An 18,424-nucleotide genomic window follows, 5' to 3' on the forward strand; every position below is an offset into this window, starting at 1 on the left:
TTCCCGAAGGCGAAATCCTCGACAGGCCTCGCGAATGCCGGCCACACCACCGTCGAGAATTTTCGCCGGACAGTGCGGACGACTCGCAGAGATTCTTGACCCTCCTGCGGTCACTCGAAGCGGGCGGGCCCCGACTCGCTCCGGTCTCGCCTATCGGGAGGCGGCTCGCCTACCCCGACAGGGTTCGGCACATCCGGCTCGGACGGCTGCGAATCCCCCATGAAGGGGACGGGGGATCGGAACCGCCGGCGTAGACACCTCCGCCCCGGCTCCACATCGCGGCGCCGGGGCGGAGGAAGCGGAACCGGCTCAGTGAGCGAAGTGGCGTGTTCCCGTGAGATACAGCGTGACGCCCGCCGCCTCGGCAGCGGCGATCACCTCGGCGTCCCGCACCGAACCACCCGGCTGCACCACCGCGCGCACGCCCGCGTCGAGCAGCACCTGGAGGCCGTCGGGGAACGGGAAGAACGCGTCCGACGCTGCGACCGAACCCTGCGCTCGCTCACCCGCGCGCTGCACCGCCAGCCGCGACGAGTCGACCCGGTTGACCTGCCCCATGCCGACACCGACGGTGGCGCGGTCGTGGGCCAGCAGGATCGCGTTCGACTTCACCGCGCGGATCGCCCGCCAGGCGAACCGCAGGTCGGCGAGGGTTCGCTCGTCCGCGGGAGTGCCGGCCGCGAGCGTCCAGTCCGCCGGGTCGTCGCCCTCGGCGTCGATCCGGTCCGCGCTCTGCATCAACATGCCGCCCGAGATGGGCCGCAGTTCCACCGGGCCCGCCTCCGGGACGGGCAGCGTCAGCAGTCGCACGTTCTTCTTGCGGGTCAGCACCTCGAGGGCGTCGTCGTCGAACGCCGGGGCGAGCACGACCTCCGTGAACACGTCCGCGATCTGTTCGGCCATCGCCAGCGACACCGGGCGGTTCGCCGCGATCACGCCGCCGAACGCCGACACCGGGTCGCACGCGTGCGCATTGCGGTGCGCCTCGGCGATGTCGTCGCCCAGCGCGATACCGCACGGGTTGGCGTGCTTGATGATCGCGACGGCCGGTTCGTCGAAGTCGGCCGCCGCGCGGCGGGCGGCATCGGTGTCGACGTAGTTGTTGTACGACATGGCCTTGCCGTGCAGCTGCTCGGCGTGGGCGATGCCCGGCTCGCCCACGCGGCGGTACATCGCGGCCGACTGGTGCGGGTTCTCGCCGTACCGGAGCACGTCGCCGCGCTCCCACGTGGCACCCACGAAGTCCGCGTATCCGGACTCGTCGGCCTGCGCGTACGAACTCGCGAACCACGACGCCACCGCGGTGTCGTACGACGCGGTGTGCGCGTACGCCCGCGCGGCCAGCCGTTTGCGCTCCTCGATCGTGAACCCGCCCGCGCGCACACGTTCGAGCACCCACTCGTAGTTGGACGGGTCGACGACGACGCCCACGCTGCCGTGGTTCTTCGCCGCGGCGCGCACCATCGCCGGGCCGCCGATGTCGATGTTCTCGACGCAGTCCTCCGGGCTCGCACCGGAGGCGACCGTCTGCTCGAACGGGTACAGGTTCACCACGAGCAGGTCGAACGGCGCGATGTCGAGCGATCCCAGCTGCGACTCGTGCTCGGCGTTGCCGCGGTCGGCCAGCAGGCCCGCGTGGACCCGCGGGTGCAGCGTCTTGACCCGGCCGTCGAACGACTCGGGGAACCCGGTGACCTCCTCGACCTTCGTCACCGGCACGCCCGCATCGGCGAGCACCCTCGCCGTGCCGCCCGTCGACACGATCTCCACCCCGGCGGCGTGCAGGCCGGTGCCGAGCTCGAGCAGGCCCGCCTTGTCCGATACACCGATCAGCGCACGCCGAATCCGGCGCTGCCCGGCCCCACCAGGAGTCTGCTCGCTCACGACAACCTCACCTTTCGTCCGTCCACCGTGCACCCCGCACGGGCCAGCTTCGCGATCACCTCCACGAGCAGGCGACGCTCTGTCACCTTGATCCGCTCGTGCAGGCTCGACTCGTCGTCGTCGGGCTCCACGACCACCGGGTCCTGCGCGATGATCGGCCCCGTATCGACACCGGTGTCGACCAAATGCACCGTCGACCCGGTGACCTTGACCCCCAGTGCGAGCGCATCGGCGACCGCGTGCATGCCCGGGAACGCGGGCAGTAGCGCCGGATGCGTGTTGATGACCCGGTTCGGGAACGCCGCCAGGAACGCGGGCCCGAGCAGCTTCATGAAACCGGCCGAGACGACCAGGTCGGGCTCGTGCACCGACACGGCCTCGGTCAATGCCGCGTCCCACGCGCCACGATCGGGATGGTCAGCGGTGCGGACCGTGAACCGCGGAATCCCGGCTCGTTCGGCCCGCTCGAGCGCTTCGACGTCCTTGCGGTCGGTGCCCACGGCCACCACGGTGGCGGGGAACGACGGTTCCGCGGTCGCATCGAGCACTGCCTGCAACAGGCTGCCGGATCCCGAGGCGAGAACGACCAGTTTCGCCGGTGCCGGCAACTCCAACCTGGTAACCAGAACGCTTCTCCTCGCCGGTAGTGCACGACCGCGCACATCGCATGACCTGGTGGCACCACCCTAACGCCGGGGTTTCAGCCGGCTCGGCGAGGGCGAGCGCGAGGGGCGCCCGTCACACCGTGCGCTCACCCGCGGCGCTCGGACCTCCGGAGTCGTCACGCCGGTCTCGACCGGTGTCGTCGCGGTCGTCGGTGTCGTCGGCGTCGTCGCGGTCGTCGCGGTCGTCGGCGTCGTCGCGGTCGTCGGTGCCGGTCTCGTCGGCGTGGTCGGGGACATCGAGTTCGTCGTCGACGTCGTCGACGACGATGTCGCCGCCGCTGTCCCCGTCGCCGTCCGTGCCAGCTGGCGTCTCGGCGTCTGCATCCTCGGCGCCGGCGGGGTCGTCCGAGTCCCCTGTGTCATCCGCCTCGTCGGCGGTGTCCGCAGTGTCGAGATGCTCGGAATCCGTGTCCTCGGGATGGCCGGTCTCGTCGGTGTCGGTGTCGAGGTCGTCGTCCGCGTCCGCGTCCGCGTCATCGGCATCGGCATCGGCATCGGATGCCTCGTCATCGGACGTCTCCGCGTCGACCTCGTCCTCGGACACGTCGTCCTCGGTCCCGGTGTCATCCTCGGTCCCGGTGTCGCCCTCGTCGGCGTCGACGTTCCCGCCGTCCTCGGTCTCCGAGTCGGCGGGCCGGACCGGCTCCGGCCGCGGTCCGGCGAACCATGCGACGACGGCGCCGGGAACGGCGATCCACAGGAACGCCGCGATCGACACGAACCCGAGCGGAATCCCCACCGGGTCGAACGGTCCCGTGGCGAGTCGCCCGCCCGCGAGGAAACCGGCGACGACCGTGCCGAAACCGACCAGCGCGCCCGCGACGCCGACGGTCCGCAGGCGTGCCACCGGATCGTCGTGGCACCTCCGCAGCCACCAGCCGACGCCCGCGCCTACCGCCGCAGGCAGCAGCATCAGCACCGGCCACCACGCCGCCTGCTCGTCCGGCAGCACCCCGAGCAACGGGAACGGCGGCACCCCGCCGCCGGTGAACGAGAACGGTCCGATCTCGACACCGCCGAGCTGCAGGCCGGGCCCGGTCGCGAAGCCCATCGCCATGACCACCGCGTTCGGCACGTAGCCCACCGACAGCAGCCACAGCCCCGTCGTGCTGCCCGCGCCGGGCGCCACCTCTGCGGACAGCTGCGCCACCGTCGAGGCCGACAGCGCCGTCGCCAGCAACAGCGTCAGCGCGCCCGCGGCGATCAGCCCGGCCAGTCCCAACGCGCCCGCCCGCAGGCCGGCCACGGCGAGCGGATCGAGATAGCGGCGCGCCACGGTCGTCAGACCGCACGGTTTCGCGACGCCTGCCGTCGCAGCCAGGCCCGACACCAGCGCCGCGACGAACACGGCCGTCAGCACGTCGACGGTGATGAACGCATCGCCCGTCAGCAACGCGACGAGACAGCCGACCACCGCGTGCGTACCGGCGACGACGCCGATCAGCAGCGGCGCGCGGTCCGGCGTCGCACAGCCGAGCCGCTGGGCCGCGCCGGACGCCGCCCGCGCGATCAGCACGCACACCAGCACCGTCGGCAGCAACGGCAGTACACCCAGTGGCAGGCCGTCGATCTCGAGCGGCACCTGGTACGCCGCCAGCCACACGGGCCCCGTCGTCGCCAGCACCGCTTCGGTCGAGAAGTGCGACGACGTGGCGATCGCGAGGATCAACGTCAACAGTGCCGCCGTCGCCAGCAGACCGGTCACGATCGGGGCCAGCGCGGCCATCGCCAGCGCCCGTACCCATACGGAACGGGATACCGGCTCGCCGTCCGCATGCGCGGAACGGAAGGTGGAGGCGAGCAGGCTCATGCCCTCGACCATCGCAAACGACCCCGCCCCGACGAGGCGCGCCACGCCGCCGAGAGGATCTGACGAGAATCACGTTCGCCCAACCGGGTCGCGCTTGCCACATCGCCCGACCCCGCCCGGCTACAGCACCCGACGACGAACGCCCACGACCGGTGACCGGCCGTGGGCGTTCGTGATGCGACAGTCGCCGCGAGGGATCAGCTCCCCTGCTGCGGGCCCTGCTGACCGGGCTGGCCGCCCTGGGGCTGCTGGTTCTCCTGCGGCTGGAAGAACTGGCCCTGCTGCGAGGCGTACGTCGTCGGCTGCTGGTGCGGGTTGTTCACCGGCTGCGGAGGCTGGCCGGGCTGGCCCTGCTGACCGGGCTGGCCCTGCGGCCCCGGCTGACCGGGCTGCGGGAAGCCGCCGGACTGCGGGCCCGGCTGACCGAACCCGCCGTGGCCGGGCTGGCCGAACTGACCGGGCTGGCCCGCGGGCTGCGACGACGGCTGCGGCGGCTTGATGATGTTCTCGTCGAACAGGTACGCCGCGACGGCCGCCAGCGTCTGGACGATGCCGAAGATCAGGATCATGACCGCACCGGCGCCGTACGAGCCTTCGCTGGCGAACGTGATGAACAGGAACGGCAGCAGCACACCGACCGCGAACAGCGCGGGCCACGGACCGGGCTTGTGCTCACCCGGCAGGATCGTCAGCAGCGCGGCGAGACCACTGAGGAAGAACATCATCGGCAGCCACGCCACCGACGGGTTCTCGTAGAAGCCGATACCCGGGCCGGGGTCGTACCCCTCCGGAGCTCCTTCGGGAACCTCGGGCACCCCGAAGTTCGCGAAGCCGAGGAACAGGTTCAGCAGGCCGAGACCGGCCGTCGCGAGGAAGAGAATCTGCGGCAGGCTGATCTTCATGCCCCCGCCGCCTGCGGGCGGCGCGGGCGGCCCCGGGAACTGTTGTTGCGGCTGCTGCGGGCCCTGACCGGGGAATCCACCCGTGCCGGGGCCGCCGCTCGGGAAGCTCATCCGTTGTTCTCCTGTCGTGATTCTGCTCGCGAGCACGGCGGAGCGGTCTCACCCGCCGTGTGTGACCCGGGGATACGCGGCCGCGCCGTGCCGACGGCCACAGCACGGACGTTAGCGCACCGGCCTGAGCCGTTTGTGGTTAGACGGCTGATTCGCCCGTCCGGTTTCACGCCGGGGCCGACCGATCCACGGCGGACCGACAACGGCATCAGCGCCCGCGCACCGGCCGGACGGCGCACCGCACACCGGTCCCCCGACACACGACGAGGGACCGAGCACCGAAGTGCCCGGTCCCTCGTGAATGTTTCCGGAGAACTCCGGCCCCGCTCGCCGCACGGCCGGCTCGGCCTCCCGGCCTCACCGGCGCCCGACCGACAGCGGAGCCGTGGAACTCGGAGCCGTTCGGCTCACAGTGCCTTGTACAGCTCCCGCGCCAGGTCGGCGGTCTCGGTCGGTGTCTTGCCGACCTTCACGCCTGCGGCCTCGAGCGCTTCCTTCTTGGCCTGCGCCGTGCCCGCGGAACCCGACACGATGGCGCCGGCGTGGCCCATCGTCTTGCCCTCGGGCGCGGTGAAGCCGGCGACGTAGCCGACGACGGGCTTCGTGACGTTGGCCTTGATGTACTCGGCCGCACGCTCCTCGGCGTCGCCACCGATCTCGCCGATCATCACGATGACGTCGGTCTCCGGGTCGGCCTGGAACGCCTCGAGCGCGTCGATGTGCGTGGTGCCGATGATCGGGTCGCCGCCGATGCCGACGCAGGTGGAGAAGCCGATGTCACGCAGCTCGTACATCATCTGGTACGTCAGCGTGCCGGACTTCGACACCAGGCCGATCTTGCCGGGGCCGGTGATGTTCGCCGGGATGATGCCCGCGTTGGACTGCGACGGCGAGATGATGCCCGGGCAGTTCGGCCCGATGATCCGGGTCTTGTTGCCCTTCGACTTGGCGTGCGCCCAGAAGTAGGCCGCGTCGTGCACCGGGATGCCCTCGGTGATGACGACGGCCAGCGGGATCTCGGCGTCGATGGCCTCGATGACCGCGTCCTTGGCGAACTTCGGCGGCACGAAGATGACGCTGACGTCGGCGCCCTTCTCCTTCATGGCCTCGCCGACCGAGCCGAACACCGTCAGCTCCTTCTCGGCGATCGTGACGGTCTGGCCTGCCTTACGAGCGTTGACACCGCCGACGATGTTGGTGCCCGCGGCGATCATCTTGGTCGCGTGCTTGGTGCCCTCGGACCCGGTGATGCCCTGGACGATGACCTTGCTGCTGGAATCGAGGAAGATCGACATGTCTCTTACGCTCCTGCCGCCAGCTCGGCGGCCTTGTCCGCCGCGTTGTCCATGGTGTCCACCTGCGTGACCAGCGGGTGGTTGGCGTCGTTGAGGATGCGGCGGCCTTCCTCGACGTTGTTGCCGTCCAGGCGCACGACGAGGGGCTTGGTCGCGTCGTCACCCAGGATCTTCAGCGCCTCGACGATGCCGTTCGCGACCGCGTCACAGGCGGTGATGCCGCCGAAGACGTTGACGAACACGCTCTTGACGTCGGGGTCGCCGAGGATGACGTCCAGGCCGGCGGCCATGACCTCGGCCGAGGCACCGCCACCGATGTCCAGGAAGTTCGCCGGCTTCACGCCGCCGTGGTTCTCGCCCGCGTAGGCGACGACGTCGAGCGTCGACATGACGAGACCGGCACCGTTACCGATGATGCCGACCTGGCCGTCGAGCTTGACGTAGTTGAGGTCCTTCGCCTTGGCCTTGGCCTCGAGGGGGTCCTCGGCCTCCTTGTCGACGAGCTCCTCGTGCGCGGGGTGCCGGAAGTCGGCGTTCCCGTCGAGGGTGACCTTGCCGTCGAGGGCGACGATCTTGTCCTGCGGGTCGCGGACCAGCGGGTTGATCTCGACCAGCGTGGCGTCCTCGGCCACGAAGGTCTCCCACAGCTTCACGACGACGTCCGCGGCCTCGTCCTTGACGGCCTCGGGGAACTTGCCCTGAGTGAGGATGTCGAGGGCCTTCGCCTTGTCGACGCCTTCGAGCGGGTCGATCGCCACTCGCGCGAGCGCATCGGGGCGCTCGACGGCGAGCTGTTCGATCTCGACGCCGCCCTCGGCCGAGGCCATCGCGAGGAAGGTGCGGTTGGCGCGGTCGAGCAGGAACGAGAAGTAGTACTCCTCGGAGATGTCCGACGCCTCGGTCACCAACACCCGCCGTGTGATGTGACCCTTGATGTCCAGACCGAGGATGGCCTCGGCCTTCTCCTTCGCCTCCGCGGAGTTCTCGGCCAGCTTGACGCCGCCCGCCTTACCGCGGCCGCCGGTCTTCACCTGCGACTTGACGACGACCTGCCCACCGATCTTCTCGGCCGCGGCCTGCGCTTCTTCCGGGGTGCTCGCCACGGCGCCGGGCAGTACCGGCACGCCGTGGGCGGCGAAGAGATCCTTCGCCTGATATTCGTAGAGGTCCACTACTTCAGTCTCCTGACGACACACGCCACTCTGGTTTGCACGACCAACGGTTTGCGAGACGCTGGTTTTACAAACCGTGCTGCCGGACGTGCACGACCCTATCGAGCCACCCTCGACACGCCGCGCCCACCTCTGGTGAACTCGGTCACCAGACCGCCCCTGAGCTGGGAAATGTGGCACAGATCGCCTTCGACTGAAACCATTCAGCACTCATTCCCGAACAGTTACCGGGTAGTAGGTCGACATTCTGCGCGGGAATCGTCGCGTCAGTGACTTTTCCGTCGCCCCGCCGCGGATACGGCGCCGCCCGCAGCGGGCCGTGTCAGCGCCGCCGCCATCGCGGCCACCAGCACCGCGACGACCGCCGCGAACGCGCACCAGAATCCCGGACCTGCGCTCACCCCCGCGATCTCCCCGCGGCTCAGCGGGAACGACGCGGCGTGCAACGCGAGCACGACGCCCGCACCGCACAGCAGACCGACCGCCGGCGCCTGCCTGCTGCGGGCCGCCAGCACCAGCGCACCGAGCACGACCGCCGTCCCGGCGAGCAGCCCCCACGAGGGTGTGCCGAGACGCGCCCACAACCCCGCGGCCACGTAGTCGGGTGCGGTGAACACGGGCAGCCCGAACGCCACAACGGTCAGCACGCCCGCGACCGCCAGAGCCCCGAGGAGGACCACCGGCGTGCGCCGGCCGCCGACCTCGGCCGCGTCGTCGGCCTCCTCGTCGGCCCGGCCCGCGTCGTCGAGGTCGTCCCGCTCGACGGCGCCCGCGACCACCGACGCACACGCCGTCAGCGCGGCGACGAACATCGCGACCCACGTCCAGACGACGCCGGGGCCGGAGGAGGCGACACCGCCCGCCGAGCCGGTGGCGGTGACGGCGGTGTCCAGCACCGCGGTTCCCGCGACGAGCACGGCGGCCCAGGCCACCGACAACACAGGCCGCACGAGCGCCGCTATCCGAGGCACGAGCATCGCCACCCCGAGCACCCCGACGACGAGGCCCGCCGCCAGCAACGACCACCGGGCCGGGCTCTCCGGCGCCGCGATCGGCCCCTGCGTCTGGAGCTGGGGCGTCACGGCGCCGATCACGGCACACGCACCCGCGACGAGGGCTCCGACCCCCGCGGCCGCCCGCAGTCGCACACTGCCCGGCAGTCGCACGTCGGCCTCGTCCTCACCGGCCGCGTCGGCCGCGGGAATCCGGGCGAGCGCCGCGACGACCAGCACCACCAGCCCGGCCAGCGCCAGGACCGGGCCGACGGACAGGCCCAGAGTCTCGAGGCCGAGCGCGGCGATCACGGCGGGGACGGCGAGCCCGGCACCAGCCGCCGCGGCACCGAGCAGCGAACCCCGCATGAGCTCCGCGTCGCCCGAGGAGACGGCGATCGCCGCCGTCACCGGCAGAGCCGCGGCCACCAGGAGGTATCCGGCCATTGCGACGAGGGGACCCTCGAAGGCGTTCTGCGCCAGCAGATACACCTCGGACGAGGTGAACGGCTGCATGACCAGGCCGATCGCGGCCGCCACCGCCGCGGACACGGCCACCGCGAGACGCCGGGCCGGGTCGGCCCCGTCCGCTGCCCCGGCCTCACCTCCCGCGCGGGCGCGCAGGGCCAGCACACCCGCCACCACGGTCACCACGTGACCGGCGACGAGCAGCCACAACCCCGGCGCCACAGCATGGGCGTAGAGGTCGGAGGGCAGATACAGCTCCGGCCGCGAAGCCCGTGACGGCTCGACGGCGAACTGCAGGTCCAGCACGGCGCGCCCCGGTGCGAGCGCGGCGGCGCCGATCAGCACCCCGGCGGCGGCGACCGTGCCGCCCCGCACCGCGAACGCCCCCGCCAGAACGAGCGGCAGCACCGCAACGACGACCAGGACGACCGGACCGGCGGCCAGGCCGCGTTCACCACCCTCGACGACGGGCAACAACGCACCCGCGGCCAACAGCAGGAAGGCCGGCACCGCGGCCGCGAACGCCGCGGCCAACGCCGGTGTCGCCCGGCTCACGCCGAGTTCTCGCAGCGCCCCGCCGTCACGCACTCCCGGGCTCACGGCCGTACCACCCGGTCGCACGGCATCCGTCGGCGTGACACGGGACGTCGCGGCACCCGTCGGCACCGGACGGCCCGCCGCGACTCCGACCCGACAGCAGGAACCGCCGCGTGGCCGAGGCACCGACATCGCGGGCACCGGCACCGCACGGGGAGGGACAGGGAGACCGTCATCGGCGCCGACGCTAGCAACGTTGAGCGCCCGGGGCCGATCCGACCGACGTCACGGAAGGGATCACCACTCCATCACACCACCGTCACACCGCCCGTACGACCGCCGCCGTGAACGCCCTCCGCACCGGTTGTCCGGACCACCGGTTGCCCGGGTGTAACCCAACTCACACGAGTAGACCAATCGCCGCCGTACCTTGCGTGATCGCGTTCGGAGAACCCGTGCCGATCGCCCCCCGTCCGGTCGATAGACACGTCGGGGCCTTGCCCCTTCAGGCAGCCCTTCGTTACTGTCCCGCAGTCCCCATTACGGTCAGATCACGGACACGTGTGGTGGTTCACCTCCCCCCAGAGGTCGGTACCGCCACCGAGGGCGATCACCCCCGAGGTCGTCCACCGGGTTCCCCCGCCCGGCGTTCGCGAGCTGACTCCCCCGAGTAACGGAAGGCCCCTGCCTTGGCTCGACACCGCTCTCATAGCGGCCAAGCCACCTCGCCTGCGCTGGACGATGCGCTGGACGGGATGGACGACGATCCTTTCGCCCGTCCGCGTGGCGCCCACCGACTGCCCGCCCCGTCGTCGGCCCTGCGTGGTCGTGTGATGGTCGCGGCCGTCGCCGCCGGCGCGTTCGCCGCTGCCGCGGCGGGCCAGACCCTTCAAAACACCTCCTCCAACGAAGCCCAGTCCGGTTCCGTGGACACCAGCACGGATGTGACGCCGCTGGCGAACTCCCATGACGCGAGTGCGGCCATGGGAATGGGCGGCGACGCTCCGGTCGCCGCCCCGCAGTTGCTGCAGGTGCGGGACACGACCGACGAGTCCTCGGCCACAGCGGAGGCCAAGAAGCTCAACAGGAGCGCCCAGGTCACCGACGAGCGCCTCGCCGCGGAGGCGGAGGCCCGTCGGCAGGCCGCGATCGAGGCCGCCCGCCCGAAGGTGGTCAAGCCGGCCGAAGGCGTGTTCACCTCCGGTTTCGGTGCCCGGTGGGGAACGACCCACTACGGCATCGACATCGCCAACTCGATCGGCACCCCGATCGTCTCCGCGGTCGACGGCACGGTCATCGAAGCGGGCCCCGCCAGTGGCTTCGGCCAGTGGGTCAAGGTGCAGCGCGACGACGGAACCGTCACCGTCTACGGCCACGTCTCCAGCTACTCGGTCCACGAGGGCCAGCAAGTCAAGGCCGGCGACCAGATCGCGTTGATGGGCAACGAGGGCCAGTCGACCGGCCCGCACCTGCACTTCGAGGTGTGGACCTCCGACGAGGGCGAGAAGCTCGACCCGCTGCCCTGGCTCGCCGAGCACGGCATCAACCTCGGCTGAAACCTCGGCTGAAACCTCGGCTGATCGCCGTCCCTCACGTCCGGCCGGTTCACCACGCTCCGCAACACGGGGGCGTACGAGTGCCCCGGGCCTGACTGCGCGTCCCGCCGCCTTCGAACGGTCCGTCGTCGATTCCGCCGACCCTGTCGAGTCACGCCGCATTGCGCCACTCGGACGGCGATTCGTTCGGCAGACTGCGCAGGAAGTAGCCGACGGCGACCTGCCAGACCGTGCACAGCCTGCGGTCACGGCGGGGCCCGCACACCGTGCACCCGCCGTCACCGGTGCGCTCGTGCATGCGCAGGAGAAGTCGCCACGCGGCGACCAGCCGCTCGACCTCCGGAACCCGTCTGCCACACCGCGCCGAAACCTGCGCAGGTAGCCCACCCAGCACCTCCAGGACGCCCGCACGGACCGCCAGGAACCACCGCTCGGGACCGGCGCCGCCGCGTCGGAACCTCGCCCGGCGGCGATTCCGGTGCCCCACCCGGCCACCGCCCTCGCACAATCGACGCCGCCCGGAGCCGCCGCGCTCGTCCACGCACGCACGCGACCGAACGCCTCTCGGCGACGTCGCCCGGCCACATGCCGTCTCACCGTTCCTCGCGCGGCCCACACCTGTCATCCCCCATCGTTCGACACCCATCACAGTGCTCGACCACAACTGCTCAACCACAACGCAGCGCTCGACCACAACTGCTCGACCACAACGCAGCCTTCGACTGCATCGCAGGGCTCGACCACATCGTCGAGTGCGAACCAATACGCCGAACTCGCCTACATCACCAAGCCAGTATTCTACGAACTCATGTTCGATGTCGAGACTATCGCGCGCATCCGACAGAATCAGCGGACGCGATCGAACGTCACCCGAACAGACGATCGAATGAACGGCGATATCGAAGTGCGGCAACCAAACCGACCGGAGCGCCGGCCGAGCATGCGCCGTGGGACAGGATCCGAGCGAGGACTACAGCTTCACCATCGGCACGCTGCCGATCAGCATCAGCCGTACCGTGCCGGCCGTGCCGAAGTCGATCGTCGCCGTCGCACGCGGACCGGTGCCGTCCGTCGACACGACCGTGCCGAGTCCGTACTTGTCGTGGTTCACACGGTCACCGGCGTCGAGCTTGAGCGCGACCGTGTCCTTCCAGTCGTTCCTCGCGCCCGTGAACCCGGTCGTCCGCATGCCGCCGGAGGCGAGCCGGGACTGCGCCGAATCCGAGCCGGTCCCCGGTCGCCCGCCCCATGTCGTGGCGGCCCGCGGCGAACCACCGCCGCCTCCCGAGGAAGGGGCCTCGCGCCGCCAGTCGAGCAACTCGGCGGGGATCTCGTCGAGGAACCGGGAGGCGGGGTTGGCTGCGGGTTGACCCCACTGCGTCCGGACCAACGCCCGTGAGACGTACAGCCGCTCGCGCGCCCGCGTGATCGCGACGTACGCGAGCCTGCGCTCCTCGGCCAGCTCCTTCGGCTCGCCGAGCGCGCGCAGGTGCGGGAAGACGCCGTCCTCCCAGCCGGTGCCGAACACGACCGGGTATTCGAGGCCCTTCGCGGTGTGCACGGTCATCAGGGTGACCACGCCCGCGTCGTCGGCATCCTCCTCGGCGTCACCGCCGTCCGACTCGGGGATCGAGTCCGCGTCGGCCACCAGCGACACCCGTTCCAGGAACGCGGGCAGCGATCCCGGCTCCGGGACACCCGCGTCCGGCTCCTCCTCGGCGTCGGTCTCCGGGGCGAGCGCGGCCGCCTCTGCAGCCGACTCGGTGAATTCACGCGCGACCGTGACGAGCTCGTCGAGGTTCTCCAGCCGTGAGGCGTCCTGCGGATCGTCGGAAGCGTCCAATTCGGCGCGATACCCCGTGCGGTCGAGCACCGCCTCGAGGATGTCGGCGACCTCGACACCGGAGTCGGCCAGCTCGTACAGGCCGTCCAGTAGTTCCACGAATGCCGTGATCGCCTTCCGCGAACGCGGGTTGAGCATCGGAACCTTGTCGGCGACCGCGTCCCGCAGCGCCGAGACGAACGAGATCCGCTCCCGCTCGGCGTGCGTGGCCACGCAGGCCTCGGCCCGGTCGCCGATGCCGCGCTTGGGCACGTTCAGGATGCGCCGCAGGCTGACGGTGTCGTCCGGATTCGCCAGCACCCGCAGGTACGCCAGCGCATCGCGGACCTCCTTGCGCTCGTAGAACCGGACCCCACCGACCACGCGATACGGCAGGCCGAGCCGGATGAAGATCTCCTCGAACACCCGGGACTGGTTGTTGGTGCGGTAGAACACCGCGACGTCCGAGTACTTCGCCACACCCTGGTCGACCAGATCGTCGATCTCACCGGCGACGAACGCGGCCTCGTCGTGCTCGTTGTCGGCGACGTAGCCGACGACCTTCTCGCCGTCGCCCTCGGACGTCCACAGGCGCTTGTCCCTGCGGTCCGGGTTCCGCGCGATCACGGAGTTCGCCGCCGACAGGATCGTCTGCGTCGACCGGTAGTTCTGCTCGAGGAGGATCGTGCGGGCGTTCGGGAAGTCCCGTTCGAATTCCTCGATGTTGCGGATCGTCGCGCCGCGGAAGGCGTAGATCGACTGGTCGGCGTCACCGACGACGCACAGCTCCGCGGGCTCGACGCCGGACTCGGTCGGCTCGGTGCCGACGAGCTCGCGCACCAGCGTGTACTGCGCGTGGTTGGTGTCCTGGTACTCGTCGACCAGCACGTGGCGGAACCGCCGCCGGTAGTACTCCGCGACGTCGGGGAACACCTGGAACAGCTCGACGGTCCGCATGATCAGGTCGTCGAAGTCCATCGCGTTGGCCTGCGAGAGCCTGCGCTGGTATTCGACGTAGACCTCGGCGGCCCTGCGCTCGAAGTCGTTGGTCGCGTGCGACCCCGCGGACTCGGAGTCGATCAACTCGTTCTTCAGGTTCGAGATATGGGCGGCCAGCGCGCGAGGCTGGTACCGCTTCGAATCGAGGTCCAGGTCGCGGGCCACGAGCGTCAACAGCCTGCGCGCGTCGTCGGCGTCGTAGATGGAGAAGTTCGACGACATCTCGAGGGTCTTCGCCTCGCGCCGCAGCACACGCACGCACATCGAGTGGAACGTCGACATCCACATCGCACCCGACCGGCGCCCGACCAGCTCGCCGACGCGCTCACGCATCTCGGCGGCCGCCTTGTTGGTGAACGTGATGGCCATGATCTGCCCGGGGTGCGCTCCACGAGCGCCCAGCAGGTAAGCGATCCTGCGCGTGAGCACCCTGGTCTTACCGGAGCCGGCGCCGGCGACCACCAGCAGCGGCGTACCCGCGTGCTCCACGGCGGCGCGCTGCGCCGGGTTCAGGTCGCCTGTCAGTTCGGCGTGCTCGCCCTGGTCCGGGGGAAGATCGAAGAGGGTGCTCATTGTGACTTCACGCTACCTCGCGCCCCTGACACGGCCGGAATGTGCCATACTCGCGCCGTGGTCGACGCGACGTGCCGATTTTTCTACGGGATCCGGACTCCGGCTCCCGTGATCGCGTGCTGACCAGCCATCACCTCAAGCCCCGGAGTCCTCGGACCCGGGGCTTTCGTCGGCTCGGGGGTCCGGGTCCGGAGCCACGCCGACACGACCGGAGGGTCACATGAACGCCCAGACTCACGACGATTCCCAGGCCACCGACGTCCGGTCGGCGGAGGTGCCGGCCGCCGACACGCAGGCCGCCGACACCCAGGCCGACGAGGCACCGGCCGCCGAGACGGCGATCGACGACCTGCGTCAGGAGATCGACTGGCTCGACGCCGAGATCCTGCGCCTGATCAAACGTCGCGCCGAGGTCTCGCGGACGATCGGCGCCGCGCGGATGGCCGCGGGCGGTCCGCGCATCGTCTACAACCGTGAGATGGACGTGCTCGCCCGGTACCGCGAGCTCGGCCCCGAGGGCAGGCAACTCGCGCTCGCACTGCTGAACCTCGGCCGCGGACGCCTCGGACACTGACACCTCGGCACTGACACCTCGGCTCTGACGCCTGGGACGCTGGCTCCCCGGACACTCGCGCCTCGGGCCGGGCCGCTCGCGCACCGCACCTGCGGGACCGGCCTACGCGGAGTAGCGGGTTCCGCTTCCGCCCACCGGCATGTCACCGCATTCGGGCACACTGGACACATGGAAACGATCATCCACCTGATCGCGCTCGTCGCCGCCCTCGCCAGCGTCGTCGTCGCCCTTGGCCACACCGGGTACCTCGCGCTGCTCAACAGCGCGGCGACGAAACGTGCGGGCGGCGGCCCGGTCGCCGAGTACGTGCGCAGCCGCTGGCCCGTCGCCGGAGGGACGACCGGCGCATCGCTGCTGGCGCTCCTGCTGACGGCGGGCCCGGCGTTCCTCGATGTCGTGGCGATCCTCCTCGCGGCGGGCAGTGGGGCCGTGGCGACGAAGGCGTTGCAGTCCACCCGGACGAAGTACCGCTCCGGCAACTGACGCAGACGCTCACGCAACGAAACCAGGGTGCGCCCGGTGGAGTGATATCCGTGCACTAACGGTCTCAGCGGCAGCCAGCAGCGCCGAAAGCTCCTACCCTGGTCCGAGTGAGGGTTTCGAGGGGCACTCTGTGCGCTGCAACGTGCAGCGCACGTGCATACGACCGTGCAGCTGCGCGTGCGTGGCACGCTGCCGTCCCCGACACCCACGCTCCCCGCACCACCGCCTGCGCCGCCGTCGTCACCACTGCGGCCCTCACCGGCCTGCTGCATGCGGCGGGCTCGCCGGCTGCTCCGTTCGGACGTAACCGGGCATCCCCGACGTCAGAAGACGCGCGAGGAGGGGTCCGCACCACATGACCTCCGGCTCGCGCGACGCATTCGACTTCTTCGACCCGACCCGGGCCACCACCGGCCAACCCGCCACGAATGACCCGTCCCGACGGGGGCCGGCTCGGGACGACCGCCGTTCCCGTGGCCGGCACGCACTCGACGACAGGGCCGTCCACGACGACGGGACCACTCACGGCCGGACCACTCACGACGGCGGGTGGGCCCCCGACGCCAGAGCCGCGGGGTCGGTGTCGGGCACCCTTCCGTCGGTTCCGCCCCAGACTCCATCAGCCGCCCAGACTCCGTCAGCTGCCCAGATGCCGTCAGCTGCCCAGGCGCCGTCGCCCGCAGGCACCCCGTCCCCGGCTGAGACGACGGCACCCGTCCCGCCGCAGGCGAGCGCGCCACCGCAGGCCGGACCGCCACCACGGGAGAGGCCGCGGGGGCAGCAGCGTCCCGCCCGCAGACAGCGCGTCGCACTGTCGGACACCACGGGACCGGCCACCGCCGACACGGCACCGCACCGGCACACGCCTGTTCCCGCCGCCGCGTCCACCCCCGTGGCGGCCACGACCGGCGGAGACGACACCGACGAGGTGAGTGTCCGTCCCGTCGACGGGCTCGGCACCTTCGACCTCGGATCCGTGCCCGCGTCGGTGACGCCGCCGTCGACCTGGCGCAGGGCGGCATGGTTCGCGAGCCTGTCGTCGGGCGCCGTCGTCGTGGCGATGCTGGTGGCGGGCACGCTGCTGGTCGGGCCCGACGAGCAGTCCGCGGCGGTCGACGGCTGGCCCGACCGCAACGGTGCCGTCGCACCGCTGCTACCCGAGGAGCGCGACGACCGCGGCGGCCAGCAGCCGGTTCCCCCCACGTCGTCGACGACCTCGTCGACGACGAGCACCTCCGGGAGTCCGTCCGAGACGGAGACGCCGCGCGAGACCGCCGCTCCGGACCCGGTGCGCGACGGTTCCCCCGGCAGGCCCGCACAGCCCACCGGTTCGGACCCGTCCGCGACCACCGGACCCGGCAGCGGCGCGCCGTCCGACTCCGCGCCGTCCGACTCCGCGCCGTCCGACTCCGCGCCGCCGTCGACGTCGCTGTCGAAGCCCCCACCCACGCCCGCATCCACGTCGACGGCCCAGCAGCTGTACTTCCGCAGGGCGCACGACACGGAGGCGATGGCGCAGCGGTCGCAGGCGTTCTTCGACCGCGTCACCGAGGATCCGCAAGCCGCGCACGAACTGACCAGCGGCGAGTTGCGCAAGCAGGGGCCCGAAGGCCTCGAGCGGCGGTACGCCGACATCGCCTACTTCGAGGTCGAACACATCGCGATCGATCAGTACGAGGGCGTCACGGACAACACGGTCCGGGTGACGTACGAGGACGGCACCACGGTCGAACAGACCCGCCGACTGACGTTCGACGACTCCGAGAAGATTTCCTCCGACGGCGCGTGACCACAGGAAATTACCTGGTCAATGCCACGTTTTCTGCACGTTCCCTCGCACATTCGCTTGCACGTGCATGCGTTGAGCGGTTGCAAGTTGCTCTAACCGGGTGATCGCGATGACCGCTCGTCGTCCGTCCGCAACCCTCCACCGACACGGCCTGGTGATCGACGACGACAGCCGGTTACCTGGTCTGCAGGGGTCCGCACGACAGGAATCACGAGACGGAGCAGACAGGGCCGAACAGTGGACGAGCGCCGGCACGCCAGTGAGGACTGCGTCGCAGTCGAGGACGTCATCGACCGGGAGATTCTGGACGACGACTTCGTCGACGACGCCTACCTGCGCGAGACCCTCGCCGAGCCCGGCCGGTACCTGCCCCCGCCCAGCGTGCAGGCCGACCGTGAACCCGAACAGGCGGCGGTGGATCCCGAACCGGAGCATCCCGTCGCACGCCGCGCGAAGCTGATCGCGCTCGTCGTGGCGACACTCATGGTCATCGCATCGATCGTGGCGGCCGCGGTCGTCACCAGTGAGGATGACAACGCCGCCGACAACCCGGCGGCGGCGACCGCCGTATCGCTACCCAGAGCAGCGACGACGGAACCGGTATCATTCGTCTCGGTGGCACAACCTTTCTGACCGCCGCGCGTCTCTCTGTGCGGAGCGACCTACCGTGCGCGCAGTGCCGCCTTCGTGTGCACAGCGTGAGCGGCCTAACCTGTGCTGAGTGGTCGATGCAGCGAACGGTTGCGTCCAGGCCACACCCAGCCAGCTCGGTCGAATCGGTGTGCCTACGCT

14 protein-coding genes are annotated in these 18,424 nt (G+C 70.7%); 5 read left to right on the forward strand and 9 right to left on the reverse strand.

Annotated elements, in window-relative coordinates:
• Positions 1-309 precede the first annotated feature (309 nt).
• From purH to FHS23_RS00310, 7 genes are all read right to left on the reverse strand, one after another.
• Positions 310-1,884, reverse strand: coding sequence for a bifunctional phosphoribosylaminoimidazolecarboxamide formyltransferase/IMP cyclohydrolase (gene purH, locus FHS23_RS00280; protein WP_183645999.1), 1,575 nt, complete (start codon positions 1,882-1,884; stop codon positions 310-312).
• Positions 1,881-2,498 carry a phosphoribosylglycinamide formyltransferase gene (purN, locus tag FHS23_RS00285; protein WP_183646001.1) on the reverse strand — a complete coding sequence of 206 codons (618 nt, stop codon included), beginning with the start codon at positions 2,496-2,498 and terminating at the stop codon, positions 1,881-1,883. The genes purH and purN overlap by 4 nt, the downstream gene beginning before the upstream one ends.
• 124 nt (positions 2,499-2,622) lie before the next feature.
• Positions 2,623-4,404 carry a cell division protein PerM gene (locus FHS23_RS00290; protein ID WP_183646003.1) on the reverse strand — a complete coding sequence of 594 codons (1,782 nt, stop codon included), beginning with the start codon at positions 4,402-4,404 and terminating at the stop codon, positions 2,623-2,625.
• Between the two features lie 152 nt (positions 4,405-4,556).
• Positions 4,557-5,372, reverse strand: coding sequence for a DUF5336 domain-containing protein (locus FHS23_RS00295; RefSeq protein ID WP_183646005.1), 816 nt, complete (start codon positions 5,370-5,372; stop codon positions 4,557-4,559).
• Positions 5,373-5,779: 407 nt separating this feature from the next.
• Positions 5,780-6,667, reverse strand: coding sequence for a succinate--CoA ligase subunit alpha (gene sucD, locus FHS23_RS00300; protein ID WP_183646007.1), 888 nt, complete (start codon positions 6,665-6,667; stop codon positions 5,780-5,782).
• A 5-nt stretch (positions 6,668-6,672) separates the two neighbouring features.
• Positions 6,673-7,839, reverse strand: coding sequence for an ADP-forming succinate--CoA ligase subunit beta (gene sucC / locus FHS23_RS00305; protein WP_183646009.1), 1,167 nt, complete (start codon positions 7,837-7,839; stop codon positions 6,673-6,675).
• Positions 7,840-8,105: 266 nt separating this feature from the next.
• The gene (locus FHS23_RS00310) at positions 8,106-9,899 is read right to left on the reverse strand and encodes a hypothetical protein (protein WP_183646011.1); all 1,794 of its coding nucleotides are present in this window, start codon (positions 9,897-9,899) and stop codon (positions 8,106-8,108) included.
• A gap of 770 nt (positions 9,900-10,669) precedes the next feature.
• On the opposite strand from FHS23_RS00310, the gene FHS23_RS00315 reads away from it, so the two are divergent.
• Positions 10,670-11,392 carry a M23 family metallopeptidase gene (locus tag FHS23_RS00315; RefSeq protein ID WP_183650464.1) on the forward strand — a complete coding sequence of 241 codons (723 nt, stop codon included), beginning with the start codon at positions 10,670-10,672 and terminating at the stop codon, positions 11,390-11,392.
• A 151-nt stretch (positions 11,393-11,543) separates the two neighbouring features.
• Here the strand turns inward: FHS23_RS00315 and FHS23_RS00320 are convergent, their stop codons facing one another.
• Positions 11,544-11,879: a hypothetical protein gene (locus FHS23_RS00320; RefSeq protein ID WP_183646013.1), complete on the reverse strand. Its 336-nt coding sequence runs from the start codon at positions 11,877-11,879 to the stop codon at positions 11,544-11,546.
• Between the two features lie 483 nt (positions 11,880-12,362).
• Positions 12,363-14,786, reverse strand: coding sequence for a DNA helicase PcrA (pcrA, locus tag FHS23_RS00325; protein WP_183646015.1), 2,424 nt, complete (start codon positions 14,784-14,786; stop codon positions 12,363-12,365).
• A gap of 220 nt (positions 14,787-15,006) precedes the next feature.
• On the opposite strand from pcrA, the gene FHS23_RS00330 reads away from it, so the two are divergent.
• The 4 genes from FHS23_RS00330 to FHS23_RS00345 all read left to right on the forward strand — a co-directional run bounded on the left by FHS23_RS00330 (position 15,007) and on the right by FHS23_RS00345 (position 18,265).
• The gene (locus FHS23_RS00330) at positions 15,007-15,360 is read left to right on the forward strand and encodes a chorismate mutase (RefSeq protein ID WP_183646018.1); all 354 of its coding nucleotides are present in this window, start codon (positions 15,007-15,009) and stop codon (positions 15,358-15,360) included.
• A gap of 168 nt (positions 15,361-15,528) precedes the next feature.
• A complete protein-coding gene (locus FHS23_RS00335) occupies positions 15,529-15,843 on the forward strand; it encodes a hypothetical protein (RefSeq protein ID WP_183646020.1) in 315 nt (104 codons plus the stop codon).
• A gap of 649 nt (positions 15,844-16,492) precedes the next feature.
• The gene (locus tag FHS23_RS00340) at positions 16,493-17,632 is read left to right on the forward strand and encodes a hypothetical protein (RefSeq protein ID WP_183646022.1); all 1,140 of its coding nucleotides are present in this window, start codon (positions 16,493-16,495) and stop codon (positions 17,630-17,632) included.
• 237 nt (positions 17,633-17,869) lie between these two features.
• Positions 17,870-18,265, forward strand: a complete 396-nt coding sequence (locus tag FHS23_RS00345) for a hypothetical protein (protein ID WP_183646024.1) — start codon at positions 17,870-17,872, stop codon at positions 18,263-18,265.
• Positions 18,266-18,424 lie beyond the last annotated feature (159 nt).

Source organism: Prauserella isguenensis, assembly GCF_014191605.1.
Classification (GTDB): domain Bacteria; phylum Actinomycetota; class Actinomycetes; order Mycobacteriales; family Pseudonocardiaceae; genus Prauserella; species Prauserella isguenensis.

Bases quoted from the DNA above. Each gene is read 5' to 3' on its own strand.
- FHS23_RS00295 (WP_183646005.1), bottom strand. From the start codon at position 5,372: ATGAGCTTCCCGAGCGGCGGCCCCGGCACGGGTGGATTCCCCGGTCAG.
- sucD (WP_183646007.1), bottom strand. From the start codon at position 6,667: ATGTCGATCTTCCTCGATTCCAGCAGCAAGGTCATCGTCCAGGGCATC.
- FHS23_RS00315 (WP_183650464.1), top strand. From the start codon at position 10,670: ATGGTCGCGGCCGTCGCCGCCGGCGCGTTCGCCGCTGCCGCGGCGGGC.
- pcrA (WP_183646015.1), bottom strand. From the start codon at position 14,786: ATGAGCACCCTCTTCGATCTTCCCCCGGACCAGGGCGAGCACGCCGAA.
- FHS23_RS00330 (WP_183646018.1), top strand. From the start codon at position 15,007: ATGAACGCCCAGACTCACGACGATTCCCAGGCCACCGACGTCCGGTCG.
- FHS23_RS00335 (WP_183646020.1), top strand. From the start codon at position 15,529: ATGGAAACGATCATCCACCTGATCGCGCTCGTCGCCGCCCTCGCCAGC.
- FHS23_RS00340 (WP_183646022.1), top strand. From the start codon at position 16,493: ATGCCGTCAGCTGCCCAGGCGCCGTCGCCCGCAGGCACCCCGTCCCCG.